This is a genomic window from Streptomyces avidinii, from assembly GCF_045161815.1.
Taxonomy (GTDB): domain Bacteria; phylum Actinomycetota; class Actinomycetes; order Streptomycetales; family Streptomycetaceae; genus Streptomyces; species Streptomyces avidinii.
The window spans coordinates 7,231,327-7,251,540 of record NZ_CP108863.1; the positions used below are offsets into that span (position 1 = coordinate 7,231,327).

Annotated in this window: 17 protein-coding genes; 9 read left to right on the top strand and 8 right to left on the bottom strand. The window is 72.5% G+C overall.

Annotated elements, in window-relative coordinates:
* The first annotated feature begins 118 nt into the window (after positions 1–118).
* The 5 genes from OG373_RS32675 to OG373_RS32695 all read left to right on the top strand — a co-directional run bounded on the left by OG373_RS32675 (position 119) and on the right by OG373_RS32695 (position 5,650).
* Positions 119–1,348, top strand: a complete 1,230-nt coding sequence (locus tag OG373_RS32675) for an MFS transporter (protein WP_405442012.1) — start codon at positions 119–121, stop codon at positions 1,346–1,348.
* Between the two features lie 102 nt (positions 1,349–1,450).
* Entirely contained in the window at positions 1,451–1,693 is a 243-nt protein-coding gene (gene acpP / locus OG373_RS32680) for an acyl carrier protein (RefSeq protein WP_030388248.1), read from the top strand.
* Positions 1,693–2,874, top strand: coding sequence for a beta-ketoacyl-[acyl-carrier-protein] synthase family protein (locus tag OG373_RS32685; RefSeq protein ID WP_405442014.1), 1,182 nt, complete (start codon positions 1,693–1,695; stop codon positions 2,872–2,874). Before acpP ends, OG373_RS32685 begins: the two co-directional genes overlap by 1 nt.
* Positions 2,875–2,889: 15 nt before the next feature.
* On the top strand, positions 2,890–4,053 hold the full coding sequence (locus tag OG373_RS32690) for an 8-amino-7-oxononanoate synthase (protein ID WP_405442015.1): 1,164 nt from the start codon (positions 2,890–2,892) through the stop codon (positions 4,051–4,053).
* Positions 4,054–4,105: 52 nt separating this feature from the next.
* Positions 4,106–5,650, top strand: coding sequence for an AMP-binding protein (locus OG373_RS32695; protein ID WP_405442017.1), 1,545 nt, complete (start codon positions 4,106–4,108; stop codon positions 5,648–5,650).
* A 45-nt stretch (positions 5,651–5,695) separates the two neighbouring features.
* Here the strand turns inward: OG373_RS32695 and OG373_RS32700 are convergent, their stop codons facing one another.
* The 6 genes from OG373_RS32700 to OG373_RS32725 all read right to left on the bottom strand — a co-directional run bounded on the left by OG373_RS32700 (position 5,696) and on the right by OG373_RS32725 (position 11,752).
* Complete coding sequence (locus OG373_RS32700; RefSeq protein WP_405442018.1) at positions 5,696–6,628, bottom strand: cytochrome P450; 933 nt, start codon at positions 6,626–6,628, stop codon at positions 5,696–5,698.
* Between the two features lie 523 nt (positions 6,629–7,151).
* Entirely contained in the window at positions 7,152–7,703 is a 552-nt protein-coding gene (locus OG373_RS32705) for a streptavidin (protein ID WP_397734369.1), read from the bottom strand.
* Between the two features lie 320 nt (positions 7,704–8,023).
* Positions 8,024–9,133 (bottom strand): aryl-sulfate sulfotransferase, encoded by a 1,110-nt coding sequence (locus OG373_RS32710; protein WP_405442019.1) that lies wholly within the window; start codon positions 9,131–9,133, stop codon positions 8,024–8,026.
* A 53-nt stretch (positions 9,134–9,186) separates the two neighbouring features.
* Complete coding sequence (locus OG373_RS32715; RefSeq protein ID WP_405442020.1) at positions 9,187–10,185, bottom strand: ABC transporter substrate-binding protein; 999 nt, start codon at positions 10,183–10,185, stop codon at positions 9,187–9,189.
* A gap of 71 nt (positions 10,186–10,256) precedes the next feature.
* Positions 10,257–10,976, bottom strand: a complete 720-nt coding sequence (locus tag OG373_RS32720; protein WP_405442021.1) for an ABC transporter ATP-binding protein — start codon at positions 10,974–10,976, stop codon at positions 10,257–10,259.
* A complete protein-coding gene (locus OG373_RS32725) occupies positions 10,973–11,752 on the bottom strand; it encodes an ABC transporter permease (RefSeq protein ID WP_405442022.1) in 780 nt (259 codons plus the stop codon). The genes OG373_RS32720 and OG373_RS32725 overlap by 4 nt, the downstream gene beginning before the upstream one ends.
* A 175-nt stretch (positions 11,753–11,927) precedes the next feature.
* Here OG373_RS32725 and OG373_RS32730 point away from each other — a divergent pair, with 175 nt between their 5' ends.
* Positions 11,928–12,497, top strand: coding sequence for a helix-turn-helix domain-containing protein (locus OG373_RS32730; RefSeq protein WP_405442023.1), 570 nt, complete (start codon positions 11,928–11,930; stop codon positions 12,495–12,497).
* Here the strand turns inward: OG373_RS32730 and OG373_RS32735 are convergent.
* Positions 12,481–16,386 carry a helix-turn-helix domain-containing protein gene (locus OG373_RS32735; protein WP_405442024.1) on the bottom strand — a complete coding sequence of 1,302 codons (3,906 nt, stop codon included), beginning with the start codon at positions 16,384–16,386 and terminating at the stop codon, positions 12,481–12,483. The two genes, OG373_RS32730 and OG373_RS32735, sit on opposite strands and share 17 nt — an antisense overlap.
* A 150-nt stretch (positions 16,387–16,536) precedes the next feature.
* Entirely contained in the window at positions 16,537–16,899 is a 363-nt protein-coding gene (locus OG373_RS32740) for a hypothetical protein (RefSeq protein WP_397734383.1), read from the bottom strand.
* A gap of 252 nt (positions 16,900–17,151) precedes the next feature.
* Here OG373_RS32740 and OG373_RS32745 point away from each other — a divergent pair, with 252 nt between their 5' ends.
* From OG373_RS32745 to OG373_RS32755, 3 genes are all read left to right on the top strand, one after another.
* Positions 17,152–17,703, top strand: coding sequence for a DM13 domain-containing protein (locus tag OG373_RS32745; protein WP_397734385.1), 552 nt, complete (start codon positions 17,152–17,154; stop codon positions 17,701–17,703).
* Between the two features lie 241 nt (positions 17,704–17,944).
* Positions 17,945–19,090, top strand: coding sequence for a nitrous oxide reductase family maturation protein NosD (locus tag OG373_RS32750; RefSeq protein ID WP_405444284.1), 1,146 nt, complete (start codon positions 17,945–17,947; stop codon positions 19,088–19,090).
* Positions 19,091–19,125: 35 nt separating this feature from the next.
* Positions 19,126–20,184, top strand: coding sequence for a methyltransferase (locus tag OG373_RS32755; RefSeq protein ID WP_405442026.1), 1,059 nt, complete (start codon positions 19,126–19,128; stop codon positions 20,182–20,184).
* The last annotated feature ends 30 nt before the right edge of the window (positions 20,185–20,214 follow it).

The window sequence follows — 20,214 nt, forward strand, 5'->3', positions numbered from 1 at the left end:
GATCCGAACAACCCCGTTCGTAAAGCCGGTTCACGAGACCGGCTCGACCTGAAAGGGGAGCTGGGAAAATTCACGATCCTGACATGCGTGATCCCGCGCAGGGTCCCCGGGAGGCGTCATGCCCCACAAGGTGATTCTGGCGCTTCTCGCCATCGGCTCCTTTGCCGTCGGCACCGACGGCTTTGTCATCAGTGGGATTCTTCCGCGTATCGCCGGGGAACTGGACGTGTCCGAACCGGTGGCCGGACAGCTCGTCACGGCCTTCGCCCTGAGCTACGCGATCAGTGCCCCGGTCCTGATGACCCTGACCGCCGGCCTGTCGCGGCGGGTCATGCTGCGCGGCTCGATGCTGGCCTTCCTGCTCGCCAACGTGCTGGGCGCCCTCGCGCCGACCTACGGGGTGCTGATGGCGGCCCGGATCCTGGCCGGGATCAGCGCCGCGCTCTACATGAACACGGCGGCGGCCACCGCGACCGCGCTCGCGGGGGAGCGGTACCGGGGCCGGGCCGTCTCCCTGATCATCGGCGGGCTCACCGTGGCCACCGCGCTCGGGGTCCCCGGAGGTACGCTGGTCGGGCAACTCGGCAGCTGGCGCCTCACGTTGGCGCTGGTCGTGGTGCTGGCCGTGCCCGTGTTCATCGGGCTGTTCCTGGTGCTGCCCGCCGTGCCCCAGCCGCCGGTGATCAGCATGCGCGACCGGCTGCGGATCGGCGCGCAGCGTCCGGTGCTGCTGTCCGTCCTGGCCAACCTGTTCGCGGTGGCGGGCTGTTTCACCGTCTTCACCTACCTGGCCGCCTTCACCCGGGCCACGACGGGCATGGACGACGCGCGGGTGAGCATCGTCCTGCTGGTGTTCGGTGTGGCGGGCGCCTTCGGCAATGCGGTCGGCGGCCGGCTCAGCGACCGCATCGGGGCGGAACGCACCTTCACCGGTGCGGTGTCGGGCGTCGTGGTGTCCATGGTGCTGCTGGCCGTGCTCGCGAGCTGGTTCGCCTCCGGATCGACGGTCGTGGGGCTGGTGTTCCTCGCCGTGACCGTCGCCTGGGGCACGGTGTACTGGGCCGAACCGCCCACCGCCATCCACCGCGTGCTCGACCTTGCACCGACGGCGCCGAGCGTGGCCATCTCCGTCAACAGTTCCGCGTCGTACCTCGGCGTGGCCCTGGGCGGCGCGGTCGGCGGCGCCGTGCTCGACCGGCTCTCGCCGGCCGCCCTGGCCTGGGCGGGCGCATGCCTGGAGCTGATCGCTCTGGCCCTCGTCGTCCTGCCGAGGGTCCGCGCGGCGCGCAAGGACCGGGCCGGGCACGCGCCCGCCGGCGCGCTGCCGGAGCCCGTGCGCGAGGTGTGACCTTGAAGACTTCCGGCCTTCGAGCGCCGACACGGCCGCCCGGAAGCTGGAACAGTATGAAAAATATACAATTCATCTTATTTTGGGGGAGGTTGGCCACCCGTGGCTAACGACGACGTTTTTGACCGCCTCACCACCTGCACGGTCGACGTCCTGCAGGTCAAGCCCGAGTCCGTGACCCCGGACGCGAGCCTGACCGAGGACCTCGGCGCCAGCAGTCTCATCCAGGTGGAACTGGTCATGGCCATCGAGGAAGAGTTCGGCATCTCGGTGCCCGACGAGTCCGTGGAGGAGATCCGGACCGTCGACGACCTGCACCGACTGATCCTCTCGCTGGTCGCGTGATGAACGGCAAGGACAACGGGGGACGCCGCGTCGCCGTCACCGGAATCGGTGTCGTGAGCGCCTGCGGCACGGGGGCGGAAGCCTTCTGGGAAGGCCTCTTCCAGGCACCGCCGGACGGACACCGGGAACTGACGGACTGGGATCCGTCGCCCTGGATGGAGGTCCGGGAGGCCCGGCACACCGACCGGTTCACCCAGTTCGCGGTCGCGGCCGCCGACATGGCCCACCGCGACGCGGGCCTCACCGAGGTCGACGCCGAACGCAGCGGCGTCGTCGTCGCCACGGCCCTCGCCGGCGTCAGCACCTTCGAACGGCAGAGCGTCATCCACCACGAACGCGGCGGACGGCGGGTCTCCCCGTTCCTCGTGCCCATGATGATGGCCAACGCCGCCGCGGCGACGGTGGCCATGCGCCAGGGCTGGCGGGGCCCGTGCGAGAGCCTGGAGACCGCGTGCGCCGCGGCCACCCACGCCATCGGGCACGCCGCACGGATGATCGCCGACGGCACCTGTGACCGGATGCTCGCCGGGGGCACCGAGGCCGCCGTCACGCCCACCATCGTGGCCGGGTTCACCAACATGCGGGCCCTGTCCTCCACCGGCCGCACCCGGCCGTTCGACGCGGAACGCGACGGCTTCGCCATCGCCGAGGGCGCCGCGGTGCTCGTGCTGGAGGACTGGGACACGGCAGTGGCCCGCGGCGCCACCATCCACGGCGAGGTCCTCGGCTCGGCCAGCACGGCCGACGCCCACGACATCACCATGCCCGCCCCCGGCGGCGGCGACGCCGCCCGGTGCATCCGCCTCGCCCTGGAGGACGCGGGCGTACGCCCTCAGGACGTACGGCAGATCAACGCACACGGCACGGGCACCCTGCGCAACGACGAGGCGGAGACCAACGCCATCCTGTCGGTGTTCGAAGAGTGCCCGCCGGTGACCTCCACCAAGGGGGCGACCGGCCACGCGTTCGGCGCCGGCGGTGCGCTGGAGGCCGTCGCGGTGCTGCTGTCCATGCGCCACGGGCGGATCCCGCCGACCATCGGTCTCACCACCGTCGACCCGGCGCTCGCCGTGGACGTGGTCACCGGCGAAGGCCGCACGTGGCAGCCGGGGCCGGCCCTCACCCAGTCCTTCGGATTCGGCGGCCACAACGGCGTCCTGGTCCTCGGCCCCGCCGGATAGGTTCGGAGCGAAGCGATGACAGCAGAGCGAAAGAGCGATCCGCACGACGTGTTCGCATGGATCGACGACAGTACGCGGCGCCGCGACCGGGCGGGCCTCACCCGCCGGATCCAGGTCCGCGGACCCCGGCCGAACGTGATCGATTTCGGCGGCAACGACTACCTCGGCCTCACCCGCCACCCCGACGTGGTCCGGTCGGTGGCCGACGCGTCACTGACCTGGGGCGCGGGGTCGACCGGCTCCCGCCTGGCGACCGGAACCACCGAGGTGCACGCCGAACTGGAGCGCGAGCTGGCCGAGTTCAGCGGGGCGGAGGCCGCACTGGTCTTCTCCTCCGGCTACCTGGCCAACCTCGGCGCGGTGACCGTACTGGCCCGCCCCGGCACGCTGATCGCCTCCGACGCGTTCAACCACGCCTCCCTGATCGACGGCTACCGGCTGTCGGGCGCGGACGTGGTCGACGTCGAGCACGCCGATCCGCAGGCACTGGAACGGGCGCTCGCCGCACGGGAACAGCAGCGCGCGGTGGCCGTGACCGAGTCGGTGTTCTCGGTCGACGGCGACCTGGTGGACCTCGGGGCCGTTCTCGACGTCTGCCGCCGCAACGGCGCGGGCCTGCTCGTCGACGACGCGCACGGGTTCGGCGTCATCGGCGAGCGGGGCGAGGGCGCGGTGGCCGCCGCCGGGCTGGCCGGCCTTCCCGACGTCGTCACCACCATCACCCTGTCGAAGTCCCTGGGCGCCCAGGGCGGCGCGGTGATCGGCCCCCGCCGGGTGATCGACCACGTCATGAACATGGCCCGGAGTTTCCTGTTCGACACCGGGCTCGCCCCCGCCTCCGCCGCCGGAGCCCTGGCGGCGCTGCGGGTCCTGCGCGCCGAGCCGGACCGTCCGGCCCGGACCCGCGCCGTGGCGGTGGCCCTCGCCGAACGACTGGCGGCCGCCGGACTGCCGGTGACCGAGGCGCAGGCCGCGGTGGTCTCGGTACGCGGGCCCTCCGCGGCGCAGACCGCGCAGTGGGCGCAGGACTGCCTGGACGACGGCCTCAAGGTGGCGTGCTTCCGCCCGCCCTCGGTGCCCGACCGGTTCTCCCGCATCCGGCTCACCTCCCGCGCCGACCTGACGGAGGCGGAGATCGACCGGGCGATCGACGTGGTGGTCAAGCACAGCCCCTGGTAAGGCAGTTGCCCCAGGACGAGCGAACGGCCCGGGCCGAGTGAGGGAGTCCGTCATGACGATCGCCGGTGGGTTCCTCTCGAACGCCACGAAGTCACCCGACCGGGCCGCCCTCGCCATCGGCGACGCGGCCGGGCGGCGGTGGAGCTACGGCGCGCTGCGGCGCGGCGCGCTCGCCGTCGCCCGGGCCCTGCGCGCCGAGTTCGGCCCCGCTCCCGGACCCGGGACACGCGTCGCCGTACTCCTGGGCAACCGCGAGGAGTTCCCGAGTATCTTCCTGGGAGCCGCCGTCGCCGGTATCCCGGTGATGGTCCTCGATCCCGCGTGGAGCGCCGCCGAACTGGCCGCGGTCCTTGGCGACGCACCCCCGGCCCGGCTGTTCTGCGAGAGCGCCGACGGGCCGCTCGCGCGGCTCCTGCCCCCGGCCGCCCTCGTGGAGGTGGCGGGAGGCGGCCTCGAAGCATGGCTGCGCCCGCACCAGGGGGAGCGCCAGGAGCTCGAACCCCTTCCGGATTTCGCCGAGGTGCCGCACGGCTCGCCGTTCTACGTCGGCTTCACCTCGGGGAGCACCGGCCGGCCCAAGGGGGTGGTCCGCTCGCACCGCTCCTGGCTGCGCACCTTCGACCGCTACACCGCCGAGTTCGGGATCGGCACCGGCGACACGGTGCTGCTGCCCGGCTCGCTCGCGCACTCGCACTTCCTCTTCGGGCTCGTGCACGCACTGCACGCCGGTGCGACCGTCCGCCTGATGCCCGCCTTCGACGCGGGACGCGCACTCGACCACGTCGAGCGGCACGGCGTCACCCGGCTCTACCTCGTGCCGACCATGTTCCAGGCGCTGCTCGAACACGCGCGCCGGCAGCCGGGCCGCCGGTTCCCGGGTGTGCGCTCCCTGCTGTCGGTCGGCGCGAAGTGGTCACCTGCCAGCCGTGCGACGGCTGCGGACCTCTTCCCGAACGCCGACGCCGTGGAGTTCTACGGGTCGACGGAGCTCAGCCTCGTCTCCGTGCTCCACGGCGACGACGAGGGTCCGCGCGAGTCGGTCGGCAGGCCGGTGGCCGGCGTGGAGCTCTCGCTGCGCTCGCCCTCGGGGGAGGAGGTCGGCGTGAACGAGCCGGGCCAGGTCCACGTGCGCAGCGACATGCTCTTCACCCGCTACCTGTCCGCCGACCACGTCGAAGCACCGGACGGCGAGGGCTGGTTCACCGTCGGGGACATCGGACGCGTCGACGAGCGCGGCTATCTGCACCTCGTCGGCAGGAAGCAGGGGATGCTGATCAGCGGCGGGCTCAACGTGTACCCGGAGGAGGTCGCCGCCGCCCTGCTCCGGCTGGAGGAGATCGCCGAGGCCGCCGTCGTCGGACTGCCCGACGAGCACTGGGGCGACCTGGTGTGCGCCGTGGTCAGGTGGCGGCCGGGGGCCCGCCTGGGCCTCGCGGAGGTACGCGAGCGGGCCTCGGCCCACGTGTCGCGGCAGAAGTGCCCCCGGCGGCTCTTCGAGGCCGAGGAGCTGCCGCACACCTCCAGCGGGAAGATCGACCACGGGCGGGTACGGAGCCTCCTGCTGGACGGCCGCCACGGCATGCGGGAGGTGCGGTGAAGGCGCACCGGCCCGTCGCCGCGGCGGCCGGCCCCGTACGGCCGGTCAGCCCCGTTCCACCAGAACCTGCAGCGGGGCGCGGAACGAGAGCAGGGCCAGCATCCGCGGCGAGGTCCCGTCCGAGAGCCGCAGGTCCGGCAGGCGGGCGGCCGTCATCCGCATCACCACATCGGCCTCCATCCGGGCCAGTTCGGCCCCGGAACAGCGGTGCCGCCCGATGCCGAAGGACAGGTGCTTGCGCACGTTGGACCGGTACGGGCAGAGCTGTTCGGGATTCTCGAAGACCTCGGTGTCCGAGCCGGTGGACGACAGCATCAGCAGCAGCGGCGCTCCGGCCGGGAGCTCCACGCCGGACAGGGTCATCGGCCGGCCGGTGACCCGGCGCCAGGTGGTGATCGGCGGATCCCGCCGCAGCACCTCCTCGGTCCAGGGCGCGACGGTCGCCGGTTCGGCGGCGAACTGCTGCCACAGGCCGGGCTCCCGCAGTGCCCTGCGGTACATGGTGCTCAGCATCTGGGTGGTCGTCATCTGACCGGCGATGATCATGAAGTAGACCACCGCCGCCTTCTGGGGCACGCCCAGCGGCTCCCCGTCCGGCAGCCGGTGCGCGGCCAGCGCGCCGAGCAGCGTGCCGGTCTCGGGCGCCGGCTGCGAGACCAGGTCGGTGAGCCAGGAGTAGAACGCGGCGGCCTCGCGGGCCAGCGCCACCTCCCGCTCGCCGCGCGGCCGCCCCCAGAACAGTTCCAGGGAGGCGTCGCTCCAGCGGGCCAGGGTGTCGATGTCCACGTCGATGGCCGATTCCAGACCGAGGAGCCGCAGCATCACCCGGAAGGGGACGTCCCGCGCGATGGTCGTGGCCAGATCGCACGCGCCGTCGGCGGCGAGCCGCTGCTCGACGTCGTCGAGCGCCTCCGCCACGACCTTCTCGACCATCGGCACCGAGGCGCTCACGGCCTGGGCGTTGAACAGCTTGGTCATGATGCGCCGATAGCCGGCGTGGCTGTCCGAGCTGTTGTTTGCAAGCGTTTGCGGGAGGTCGAACCTGGCTCTCGCGAGGACGCGAAGCGTCTGTACCGAGAATCGTCCGATCGCGTCGATCGCATTGTCCGGAAGGAAATTCTCCGGATCGAGCAGAATGGAGCGCACGTCTTCGTATCGGCTGATCAGCCAAAGCCCCGTGTTCTCGTCGAACTTCACGGGTTCGTTTTCCCGGAGTGCCGCCATCGCCGGATACGGGTCGAGCGCATATCCCTGGTCGAACAGATCCACGCTGTCCACGGGCATTGCCAACATCACGTCAATTCCACCTTCCCCCGTTCGAAGGTATCAAGCCTTCGTGATCGCGCTGAATACCGGCCGGGGAAGAACCTGTGTGAGCCGCGTCTCGCGCGGACGCCGCCCGGGGCGGGGCCGCGGACGGCGGGCCGTCCGAAGGCGTGCCTCCGGACGGCCCGCACACGTGCGGTCCGACGTCCCGGCACCCGCCGGTGCCCGGACGTGACTACTGCTGAACGGCGTCGAGCGGGTTGCCGTTGTTGACGCCGGCCTTCTTCGCCGCGTCGATGGAGGCGGCCGACGGCTTCACCTTGGTGAAGGTGTCGTGGCCGACCAGCGTGGACTTCCAGGCGTTGGCCTCGGTGGTGCCGGAGGTCAGCAGCCACTGGGTGTTGATCCTCGCCTCGGCGCCGCCGACGTACTGGCCGCTCCACGTGGTCGCGGAGTGGGCGTTGCGGAAGTTATTCTTCCAGGCCACCGTCCAGCCGAGGGCGGTGCCGCTGCCGTCGGTGGCCGGGGTGCTGTCGTAACGGCCGGTCAGGACGTAGCGGCTCTCGGCGTTGCCGACGGCGGACTCGTAGGTTCCGGTCAGGGCGCCGTCGGCGCCCGCGGTCACGATGAAGGTCGAACCGAGCTGGTTGTACCAGGTGCCGGTGATGCCGGCCTCGGCGGCCGCGACCTGGGCCTTCGAGTCCTTGGAGGGGTCGGCCGAAGCGCTGGCCGTAATCGAGATCGTGGTCAGGGAAACGGCGATGGCTGCAACGACGATCTTGCGCATGTGAGACACGAAAAATACTCCCCTAGTTGTTGCCCGGCAGGGGACGGAGGGCGCGCATGTGGCGCGCACCGTCCGTATCCCGCCCGTCAAGGTTTGTGACCTCGGCCGTGCACCTGGCGGTGTCGGTGAACAAACAGCAGTGCGGCATGTGCCTTTGGCGGCAGAACTGGATGGTCGAGGTCCGGGTCGATGGTTGCCAAGGGCACATGTTCGGTGTAAATCGTACTAGCCATCCGAGGGTTCTCAACAACATTTTCTGCAAAGGAATTTCGGCCAAAGAATGGCTGAGTCCTGTCGGTGACTTCGTTAACTCGCGTCCGTCAGAGCCAGGGGATCTGCTCGGCGGCGTACCGGTAGGCACGGAAGACCGAGTTCTGGGCGCCGGCCGAGGACTCCAGGCCCACGCCCTCGCCGAAGGACCGGAACTGCGGGACCACGAACTCCCACACGACGTCCCCGTCCGGAGTCACCTCGAAGAGCCGGCCGAAGGATCCCTCCGCCACGAAGGTGTTCCCGCCCGGCAGACGCTGCGCGCTGGACATGTACGGGCTGAAGAAGTTCTGTGGCGGGTTGTCCTCGTACGACCACACCTCCTTGCCGGTGCGCGGGTCGAGCTCCAGCACCCGCGAGTACGGCACCGAGGTGGTGTCGCGGTAGGTGCCGTTGTCGAAGACCAGCAGGGTGCCACCGGGCAGTTCGTGCGGGTGGTGCTGCTGGGCCAGTACGTCCGGGCCGATGCGCCACCGCACGGACCCGTCGGCGCGGTCGACCGACACGGTGGTGGACGCACTGCGGAAACCCACCACGATCGAGCCGTCGGCGCTCTCGTTGACGGTGTTGGCCATCGGCCAGTGGTTGCGGGCGAAGTGCCGGTTCAGCGGCACGTCCTCCGGGTCCAGGTGCTCGATGGCGGCCCAGCGCCACACGATCTCCCCGTCCCAGGTCAGCTCGTACACCACGTCCCCGTAGATCACCCCGCCCGGCGCCTCGGATCCGGGGATGCCGCCCCGGATCCGGGCGGCGTCGGCCGGGTCCAGCGGCTCGACCGCCCCGATGATCAGGTTGCCGTTGCGCAGGATCGAGGCGTCGTGGTGGTGGAAGGGGTGCCGGACCTCGCGGAGCACCGTGGAGTCGGGGGCCAGCTCCTGGAAGATGCCGCCGTGGTAGACGTCCCAGATGGGGAAGAGGGTCGGGCCGGTGGTGTCCTTGGCCGCGTAGAAGAGGTTGCCGCCCGGCAGGAGCTGGGCCTGACGGCCGGGCGGGTGCGGGGAGTTCCAGGTGTGCACCGGCCGGCCCTCGATGTCGACGAGGTGGATCTCACCGGCGCCGGTGATCGGCGTGTAGAGGGTGAGGCCGCCGTAGCTGCGCTCGGGGTCGTGGGCGATCAGGCCGACGCCGCGGCGGCGCACGGTGTTCTGGTCGACGGTCATGAGGATCTCCTGGGGGTGGTGGGGCGGGCGGGGCGCAATGGGGTCGGCGTGGCTCAGCGGACGGTGACGGCGGCCGGGTCGACGGCCGTCAGGGGTCCGGGGTCCAGGTACCGCAGCAGCGCGGCGCGGTCGGCGGCGCCCGGCAGGTTCTGGGCGGCCTTGGCCCAGGCCGCCTCCTCCTCCAACTGCGCCAGCAGTTCGGGGGAGAGGGCGGCGCCGTACGTGTAGCGCGGCTGGTAGGTGTCGACGTAGGCAGCCTGGAGGGCGCCCTTGGACTGGGTCAGTACGGCCTTGCGGGCGCGGGCCGGGTCGGCCCCGAGCTCGCGCTGGGCGCGCAGCAGCGCGCGCAGGACCGCGGTGGTGCTCGCCTCGCTCGCGGAGGGTCCGGCGACGAGGAGGGTCCTGGCGGTGTAGCCGGTGAAGGGCAGCTCGGCGTAGGAGCCGCCGAGGGCGGTGCGCGCGGCGTCGTAGAAGCTGGGGAAGGTGACCCCGGCGTCGATGTCCCCGCGGGCCAGGGCCGAAGTGACCTGGTTCGGGGCGAGGTTGACGACGGTCACGTCCGCCGCCGTCAGCTGCACCGAGGCGAGCATGCGCGACAGGGCGTACTCCACGTTCGTACCCTGCGGGACCCCGACCTTGCGGCCCTTCAGTGCGGCGAAGCCGGTGATCCGCCGGTCGGTCCGGGTGAGCAGCCGCCAGTCGGAGAAGCGGGACAGATCGGCTACGACCCGCAGCTCGCGTCCGCCCAGCGCGGCCGTCACGGCGGGCAGATCGCCGACGACACCGAGCTGGGCCTGGCCGCCCAGTACGGCGTTCAGGGCGTCCCGGCCCGTGGGCCGGGACGTGACGGTGGCCCGGATGCCCTCGGCGGACCAGAGGTCGCCCTCCTCGGCCACGTGGACGGGGGCGCCGCCGAGGTGGTCGCTCGTGGCGAGGGTGACGGCCGGGCGGCCGCCGGAGGCCGTACCGGACGGGGCGCCGGCGCAGGCAGTGGCGAGCGGGGAGAGCAGGGCGGCGAGCAGTACGGCGGCCACCGCGCGGGGTCTGAGCATGGTGAAGGGTCCTTTCCCGGACAGGGGTGTGGGCGTGGCATGTGGTCGTGGGGTGTGGCCGTGGGCCCGGTTCATTCGGAACCGAGGTGGCGGGCGATCAGGGCCCGCAGGTCGGGATCGGGCGGTCCGGCGGGCAGCGCGTGGTCGGCGAGCACCCGTCCGGGACTCCCGCCGAGGACGATCACGCGCCCGGCCAGCGCCAGCGCCTCGTCGATGTCGTGCGTGACGAACAGGACGGTGGTGCCGCGGCGCTGCCACAGCTCCCGCAACAGGCTCTGCATCCGGGTCCGGGTCAGTGCGTCCAGCGCCCCGAACGGCTCGTCCATCAACAGCACTTCGGGTTCGGCGGCCAGCGCCCGCGCCAGCGCCACCCGCTGCTGCATCCCGCCCGAGAGCTGGGCCGGGTACTTCTGCGCGCCCTCCGCGAGCCCCACCTCGGCCAGCGCCGCGAGGGCGCGCCCGCGGCGCTCCGCACGCGGCAGACCGAGCCGCTTGAGGGCGAACTCGACGTTGCCGCGGGCCGTGCGCCACGGGAACAGCGCATAGTGCTGGAAGACGACGCCCCGCTCCGGGCCCGGCCCGCGCACCGGCTCGGATCCCGCCGTCACCCGCCCCGCGGTGGGCCGGACGAATCCCGCCACCAGGTTCAGGACGGTGGACTTGCCGCACCCGCTGGGCCCGAGCAGCGCCGTGAAGGAGCCCGCCGGGAATTCCAGATCGGTGCGCTCCAGCACCGGGGCGGCGCTCCCGTACCCCGCCGACAGTCCCTCCAGCCGTACCTCCAGGCTCATGACGCGCTCCAGTGCACGAACCGGCGGCCCACGGCGGCCAGGACCAGGTCGACGCTCACCCCGAGCAGCCCGAGCACGAGCAGCCCCGCGAACATCCGGTCCACCCGCAGGAACTGGCCGTCCACCTGGAGCCGGTACGCCAACCCGCTGTCCGCGCCGCCCAGTTCGGCCGCGACCAGCGCGAGCAGCGCCACCGAGGCCCCGTAGCGCAGCGCCGCGAGCAGGGCGGGAGCGGCGGCGGGCAGCAGCACCTCGGTGAACCTCCGGCGCAGCGGGGCTCCCAGCGACCGGGCCGCCCGCAGATGGGAGACCGGCACCCGGGAGACCCCGTCGTGGACGTACAGCCAGACCGCGAGCAGCACCGCGTAGGCGATGAGCAGCCGTTTGGCGCTCTCGCCGATACCGAACCAGGCGGTGGCGAGCGGGACCAGCGCGATGGCCGGGATCGGCCGCAGGAAGGACACGACCGGGGTGACGGCGGCGGACACCACCGGCAGGTAGCCGGTGGTGAAGCCCAGCGCGCTGCCGATGACTGCGCCCAGTGCGAAGCCCTGTCCGGCCCGGGTCAGGCTGGCGCCGAGGTCGGCGGCCAGGGTGCCGCTGCGGGCGCTGTCCGCCAGGGCGGCCGCGGTCCGGCCGGGCGTGGGCAGCAGTCCCGGGGCCACGCTGCCGGAGTGGGCCAGCAGGTACCAGAGGGCGAGAACGACGCCGGCCGCGCCCAGGGCCGGGCCGAGCCCGGCGAGGCCCCGGCCGGGGGGTGAGGGGGTGGCGTGCACGGGGCGGCTCCTCGCTCGTTGCGGGGTTGGTTCCGGAGTTCGTTCCGGGGTTGGTTCCGGACACGTTGATAAGTGAGGTCAATAATTGACCACGCTTATTAAGAGAGTGTTGCGGCAGTACGAAACCTGCCGAGGCCCCCCGGCGCCCCCTGCGTGATGAGGTACGTTCACCTGCGTGTCTCGCCCCGAACCCACGCCCGAAGCGATCGAGGTCGGACGGGTGATCCGCGGCTGCCGCAAACAGCGCGGCGTCTCCATGGCCGTACTCGCCACCCGATCGGGCCTCTCCCAGCCCTTCCTCAGCCAGCTGGAACGCGGACTCGCCACGCCCAGCCTCAGCTCGATCTACCGCATCGCCGAGGCCCTGGACGTCACCCCGGGCACCTTCCTGCGGCCGCCCGGCCGGCCCGGCGCCGTCACCCACGAGAGCGACCCCCAGGTGATCCGGGTCGACGAGACCGCGGGGCAGGTCGCCCAGGTGCTCATCCCCGGCGGGCGCAGCACCCTGATGGAGGCCTACGAGCACCACTTCGAGCCCGGCCGGGGCGAGCGCGGCTGGTTCGAGCACCCCGGCGAGGACTTCCTCTACGTCCTGGAGGGCGAGATCGTCCTGGAGGTCGAGGGCGAGGAGCCGCTGACCCTGCGCGCGGGCCAGAGCGCCCACCACCGGGGCGAAGTCCTGCACCGCTGCCGCCTGTCGGGCCCGGACGCCGCCCGCACCCTGCTCGTCATCGCGAACGCCTGACCCCGAGGGGCGGACCCCCGTCCTGTCCCTCGGAGCCGGCCGTCTCCCGCAGCCGGCCGATCGCCGCCAGCCGCGCCCCGACGTCCAGGTCCCACAGCCGCACGGTGCCGTCCGTACTGCTGCTGGCCACCGTCCGGCCGTCCGGGGCGAACACGACGCCCCACACCGCATTCGCGTGACCGGACAGCGCGGCCACCGTCCGGCGCCCGGCCACGTCCCACAGCCGGACCGTACGGTCGTTGCCGCTGCTCGCGAGCGTCCGTCCGTCGGGGGAGAAGGCGATCCCGCGCGCCGAGCCGGTGTGCCCGGACAGCGCCGCCTCGAAGCGGTGGCGCCGCGCGTCCCACAGCCGTACCGTCCCGTCGTTGCCGCTGCTCGCCAGCGTCCGTCCGTCCGGACTGAAGGCCACACCGCGCACCGCACCCCGGTGGCCGGTGAGCACGGTCGGTGGACGGCGTCCGGCCACGTCCCACAGACGGACCGTCAGATCGTCCCCGGCGCTCGCCAGGGTGCGCCCGTCGGGGCTGAACGCCACGTCGTTGGCGAAGTCCGTGTGACCGGCCAGGACGGCGAGCGGCCGGCGCCCCGCCACGTCCCACAGCCGTACGGTGCCGTCCGACCCGGCCGAGGCCAGCGTCCGCCCGTCCGGGGAGAAGGCCACCGCGAACACGGTGCCGCCCTGACCGGTGAGGACCGCCGACCGGCCCCGGGCCGCCGTGTCCCAGAGCCGGATGGTGCCGTCGGAACCGGCCGAGGCCAGCGTCCGCCCGTCAGGGGCGAACGCCACCGAGAACACCGTCTCGCTGTGCCCCGCGAACGTGGCCACGACCCGGCGCCCCGCGACGTCCCACAGCCGTACCGAGTGATCGGCCTCCGCGGTCGCCAGCCGCTTGCCGTCCGGGCTGTACGCGGCATGCCAGATCTCCGTGAACGGCCGCGAGGTCAGCGCCCCGCCCCGCAGGTCCCACAGCACCACCGACTGGTCGAAGCCGGCCGTGGCCAGCACCGCGCCGCGGCTGTCCACGGCCACCCCGAGGACGTAGTCGGTGTGCCCGGCGAGCGTCGCCGCCGCCCGGCCCCCGGCCACGTCCCACAGCCGGGTCGTGCCGTCGCCGCCCGCGCTGACGACCGTCGTCCCGTCCGGGGTGTAGGCGACACCGTTGACGTCGTCGCTGTGCCCGGTGAGCGTGGCGGTCGTCCGGCGGCCCGCCACGTCCCACAGCCGTACGGTGCGGTCGACGCCGCCGGTGGCGACCGTCCGGCCGTCCGGGGCGAAGGCCGCGCCCAGCACCTCGTCGGTGTGCCCGGTGAGGACGGCCGGTGGACGGGCCTGGGCCGGGTCCCACAGCCGTACGGTCCGGTCGGCGCCGGCGGACACCAGCGTCCGGCCGTCGGCCGCGTACGCCAGGGCGTTGACCCGTCCGGTATGACCGGTGAGGGAGGCGAGGGCGCCGTGGTCCCCGGCCGCGTCCCACACCCCGATCGTCCCGTCGGCGCCGGCGACGGCCAGGGTCCGCCCGTCGGGCGCGAAGGCCACGGCCCGGGCGCCCGCCGTACTCGCCGGGAGCTGTGTGCCGTCGCCACCGCCGGCGATGTCCCAGAGCCGGGCGGGCCCGTCCGTCGACGTGGCCGCGAGCATCCTGCCGTCGGGACTGAAGGCCACCGCACGCACCCGGCCGGGCAGCCGGAAGGTCGCCGTCGTCCGGCGGTCCGACATCCGCCGCAGCATCACCGTCCCGTCGGAACCGGCCGTCGCCAGCGTGTCGTTGCCCGGCGCGAAGGCCACCGCGTTGACCGGGCCGCCGTGCCCGCCCAGGCGGGCGATGAACGGCTGGGACTGGGTACTCAGCAGGGCACCGCGCGCCTCGCTCGTCGCGGAGGTCCGGTACGCCTCCCCGGCGAGCAGCATCGAGGCCTCGGGCCGGCCCGCGGCCAGCGCCGCGGACTGCAGGGCGAGCGCCCGCGACCGTGCGACGCGCTCCTGGCCGAGGGCGCCTGCGCGCTGCTGGTGGGCGAGGCCCCCGGCGCCCACGGCGAGGACCAGCAGGACGACGAGCGTGGCCAGCATCCACTGCCGCAGCCGCACCTGGCGCCCGGCCTGTCGCTCCCGGCTGTCGTGCGCCTCCTGGCTCGCCCGCAGGAAGGCGGCCTCCAGGGGGCCGAGCCGGCTCCTGCCGTCGTGCTCGTCGGCCCAGGCCCGCGCGGTGTCCAGTCGGGTCCCGCGGTGCAGCGCCGACGGATCGCGGCCCTCGCGCTCCCATTCCGCGGCGGCGTGGGCCAGTTGCTGGTGGATCAGGAGCCCGGCCCGGTCGGCGCGGATCCAGCCGCGCAGCCGCGGCCAGGCGTGCAGCAGCGCCTCGTGGGTGATCTCGACGCTGTCGCTGTCCATCGTGATCAGGCGGGCCCGTACGAAGGTGTCGAGCGCGGCCGCGGCGGGGCCCGCGTCGGCCAGCTGTTCCATCAGGGCGGTCCGGCTCATCCGGCGCCGGGTGGCCCCCGTACCGTCGGCCACGTGCACCAGCCGCACCAGGACGCGGCGGAGCGTGTTCTGTTCGGCCGGGTACAGGCGGGTGAACACCTCCTCGGCGGTACGGGCGATCGCGCCCTGGATGCCGCCGGTCCGCTCGTACCCGGCGACGGTCAGGGTGGCGCCCTCGCGCTGGCGCCAGGTGGCCAGCAGGGCGTGGGAGACCAGCGGCAGCACTCCGGAGGGGGTCAGGTCGGGCGGATCGTCGCGCAGGCCGACATCGCGCAGCAGCAGCGGGAACAGGCCCGGTTCGAGGGTGAGACCGGCGAGCTCCGCCGGGCGGGTGATCGATTCCCGCAGCTCCGCCAAGGACATCGGGGGCAGGACGAACAGCCCTCCCGTGAAGACCGGCGCCAGTTCCGGCAGGTCCAGGCAGTTCCCGGAGAAGTCGGCCCGTACGCCGAGCACCACGACGGCAGGGTCGAGGGCAGCCGGCTCGGGACCCTCCGGGGCGCAGACGTAAGGGTCGCCGTCGTCCGGCTCGGGACGCGCGCCCGCCAGCGCGCAGAGCACCCGGACGAACGCGCGCCGCTCGTCCTCGTCGCCGCAGAGGGTGAACAGCTCCTCGAACTGGTCGACGAGCAGTACCGGACGAGGCGGCGGGGGCGTCCGGTCCGGGCCGTCCGCCGCGGGAGCGCCCGCGAGCCGCCGGACGGCCTCGAGCAGCGCGTCCGGCCGGTCCCGCACCTCGCCCGCGGTGAGCCCCGGATCGCCGCCCAGGACCTTCGCGGTGCAGTCCAGCAGCTCCTCCAGCGGATGGGCGGTGGGCGTGAACCGCAGCACCGGCCAGGTGTCGGAGCCCGGCATCGGGAAGCCGCCGCGCCGCAGCGCCGGTACGAGACCGGCGTTCAGCAGGGAGGACTTGCCGGCGCCCGACGGGGCGAGGAGCATCAGCGGCCCGTTGCCGACCCGCTCGAAGACCCGTTCCGTCAGCTCGGCCGTCGCCCGCTCCCGTCCGAAGAACCACCGCGCCTCCCGTGCGGTGAAGGCGGGCAGGCCGCGGTAGGGGCACTCGCCGTCCGCCTGCGGCCCGGTGTGCGCACCGGCGCCACCCGGTGCGTCCCCGCCGTCCTCGTTGCCGCGCGGACCCGTTTCCCGGACCATCCGCAGAAGTTCACCGCCCGCCCGCAGTACGTCGTCGCAGCGCCGCGCGACGTCGACGGTGACGCGCTTCGAGCCGGTCTCGATCTTGCTGAGATAGCCCTTGCTGTAGTGCGTCTGCCGTGCGAGGTCCGCGAGGGACAGGCCGCGTTGCACCCGCAGACGTCGCAACTGAGCGGGAAAAGGCATCGCGGCGTCGTCGGACTCGTGCTGGTGACCGGTCTTCCACCGGTGGTCCGGATCCCCCAAGACATCCCCCATGGCCATGCGCACCCAGGCAGCGGTCGGGCAGCGCCCAGGGTACAGCTGGGATGGGGTGTCCGGCCGCCTCTTCGGGCCGATATGACCAGCACACGAGCGTGCGGAGCTGCCTGGCCGGGGGCTCCGCACACTGCCGTGACGGGGGTGCCGCTAGGGGTTGAGCCGGACCGAGTTGATGGGCGTGAGGTCGGCGTAGACACCGGTCTTGGCGGCGATGTTGCTGCCGCAGTCCCGACCTCCGGAGCCCTTGCACAGATTTGCGGTCGCACCGCCGTACTGGTTGTTGAGCACCCAGTGGTTCCCGAACTGGTTGCTCAGGTTGTGTGCCCCGTAGGCGTAGAAGACGTGCGTCGGCTTGACGGCCGGGTTCTGGTTCTGAGGGTAGATGCAGACCGCCCCCTCCGGGCATCCGGCCCACGCGTCGGCCGGCTTCGCCTCGACCGTACCGCTGAGCGCGAGAACGGCGACGACGGAGGTGGCGAGCGCGGCGGCGCCGCGGAACATCTTGCGCATGATTTCCCCTTGTGGTGCTTGGCTCGTGCTGACGGCTTCAGCCTGCCCCGGCCATGCACCGGGGTCGACGGGTTGCCCGTTGCCCAACCCCCGCCCGTCCGGGAAACCCCCTGCCACCAGGGCGGACGACGGGCAGTGGGCAACGGCCCGGTCGGCGGACGTAAGACTTTCGTCATCGGAGCAGGCATGGCGCACGGCGGCGCGACCGCGTTGAATCGCCGAGGAGAGAACGAGTGGGAAGAGGGATCGGCAGTGACAGGGACAAGGCGACGCGGACGGCTGTGGGCCGGAGTATCGATCGCGGTGACGGTGGTGCTGGCGGCGGGGCTGTACTGGCTGCAGCCGTGGAAGCTGTGGCAGGACGAGACCGTGCGCGAGGCGCTCCCGGTCGCCGTCGCGCCGTCGAGGCCCGGGGCGACCGCGGCCGTACCGGGCGGCGCCCCCGCCGCCCCGGTGACCGTCGCCCGCGGGACGCTCATCAGCCACGAGCACAGCACCACCGGCGAGGTGGAGCTCATCCGGCTCCCCGACGGGTCCCACACGCTGCGGCTGACGAACCTCGACACCAGCAACGGCCCGGATCTGCGGGTGTGGCTGACCGACGCTCCGGTGAAGGAGGGCGTGGCGGGCTGGCGCGTCTTCGACGACGGCAAGTACGCCAGCCTCGGCAAGCTCAAGGGCAACAAGGGGGACCAGAACTACCCGGTGCCGGCCGACGTGAAGGTGGCCGATTTCACCAGCGTCACCATCTGGTGCGACCGCTTCGACGTCTCCTTCGGCGCCGCGACCCTCGCCGGGGTGTGACGGCCCCGCGGGGTCCGTCCGGGCCGGGCGACACGCCGTAGGGCCGGAGCTGATCGGGCGTCACCCCGTTCGGCCGTCGTCCGGAGTACGACTATCCACTCCTCCGGACGTCAAAATGCAGCCGTTTGCCCACGGGATGTATCCATCCGCTCACACGGTGTGGCGAGAGGTCGCCATGGCCCATAACTTCGGTATCGTGACGAACCGACAAATCAAGTCCCTCACGTGCATCGCAGTCGTCATGGCCGCCGGTCTGGGCGTCCTCACGCCCTCCGCCGCCGCTGCCGGACGCCGGGTGCTCCCGGGCGACTCGATCCAGGAAGCGGTGAACTTCGCCAGGCCGGGCGACATCATCACCGTGATGCCCGGCACCTACTACGAGAACGTGCTGATCACCAAGCGCGTGACCCTGCGGGGCTACGGTGCCCGCACGGTGATCAAGCCGCCGGTCACGGCCACCACGCCGGTCACCCCGGTCAACCCGGGCACGCCGGTGGCGCCCCCGGAACCCGGTGCGACGGGGGCGCCGGTCCCGTCCGGGGCAGCGGCGGCCCCGGTGGCGCCCGCGGCGCCCGGGGCGGCGGCGAACGGACGGGCCCTCACCTGCTCGCAGGCCGACACCGGCATCTGCGTCATGGGAACGGCCGAGCAGCCCGTCGTCGGCGTCGACATCCGCTCGCTGACCGTCTCCGGGTTCAAGCGCAACGGCATCTGGGCCTCCCACACCGACCGGCTCAGCGTCCAGCGGGTGATCGCCGAGAAGAACGGCACGTGGGGCATCGCCCAGGAGAGGTCCACCCGTGGACTCTTCCGCGACAACACCGCGCGTGACAACGCCGAGTCGGGCCTCTTCATCGCCAACACCGTCGACCGCGAGGGCGGTGCCACCGACACCCTCGGCGCCGTGGTCCGCCGGAACACGCTCACCGGCAACCGCATCGGCGTCACGGTCAGGCGGGTCCGGAACCTGGCGGTCTACGGCAACACCGCCACCGGCAACTGCGGCGGCATCTTCGTCGTCGGCGACGAGGGCGATCCCGGCGCCGGAGACATGACCATCCGCAACAACCGGATCCACGAGAACAACAAGTTCTGCAAGGGCAACAGCCGCCTCCCCGACATCCAGGGCGTCGGCATCGTCCTCACCGGGGCGGAGGAGACGGTCGTCCGGGCGAACTCCATCCGCGGCAACGTCGGAGCCTCCCCGCTGTCGGGCGGAATCCTGCTGTTCAAGAGCTTCGTGGGCGCGACGAACACCGACAACGTCATCCAGGACAACGAGGTGAGGGACAACAAGCCGGCGGACCTGGCCAACCAGGGCACCGGATCGGGCAACCGGTTCCTCAACAACCGGTGCGAATCCTCCGTACCGGCCGGGATGTGCTGACGCGTGATTCCCCTGATCAGCAGAATCGAGGCCTCATGACCACGGTAAGTCCCACCCCCACCCCGATCCCCGCCCCCCAGCACACCCCCCAGCCCGCCATGCGCATGCGGGAGCTCGTCTTCGGCGCCGCCTGCGCCGCCGCCGTGCGAGCGGCGGCCCGCCTGGGAGTGGCCGACGCCCTCGGGGAATCGCCCGCCACCGCGGCCGAGCTCGCGACCGCGGTCGAGGCCGAGCCGCTGCCCCTGCAACGGCTGCTCCGCGCCCTGTCCTGCTACGGGATCTTCGCGGAGACGGAGGACGGGCAGTTCGTCCACACCGAGATGTCGCGACTGCTGCGCGAGGACGACCCGAACAGCCTGCGCTACATCGCCCTGTGGTGCACCGAACCCTGGACCTGGCAGGCCTGGCCGCGGCTCGACGACGCCGTCCGCTCCGGCGGCAGCGTCTTCCAGGAGCTGTACGGCAAGGGGTTCTTCGACTACCTGCACCAGGACGCGCACGAGTCGGCCCACGTCTTCAACCGGGCCATGACCACCTCCAGCATGCAGTCGGCACTGGACGTCGCGGAGCTGCTCGACCTCACCGGGATCTCGGTGGTCGCGGACATCGGCGGCGGCCAGGGACACGTCCTGGCGAGCCTGCTGGAGAAGCACCCGACGCTACGGGGCGTCCTGCTCGACCTGCCGGGCGTGGCGGCCAAGGCGGACCCCCGGCTGCGGGAGGGCGGCGCGCTCGCCGCGCGGGCCGAGATCGTTCCCGGGGACTGCCGAGAGGCCATCCCGGTCGAGGCCGACATGTACATCATCAAGAACATCCTCGAATGGGACGACGACAGCACCCGAAGGACGCTGCGCAACGTCGTCGGGTCGGCCCGCCCCGGATCCAGGGTCGTCATCATCGAGAATCTGGTCGACGACAGCCCGTCGATGAAGTTCACCACGGCCATGGACCTGTTGCTGCTGCTGAACGTCGGCGGCGCGAAGCACACCAAGGCCAGCCTCTGCGCCCGCATGGCGGACGCCGGACTGGTGATCGGCGAGATCCGGCCGGTCAACGCGTACCTGCACGCCTTCGAGTGCACCGTGCCCGGTTGATGCCGGCCGGTATAGGGCGGTCGGCAGGGC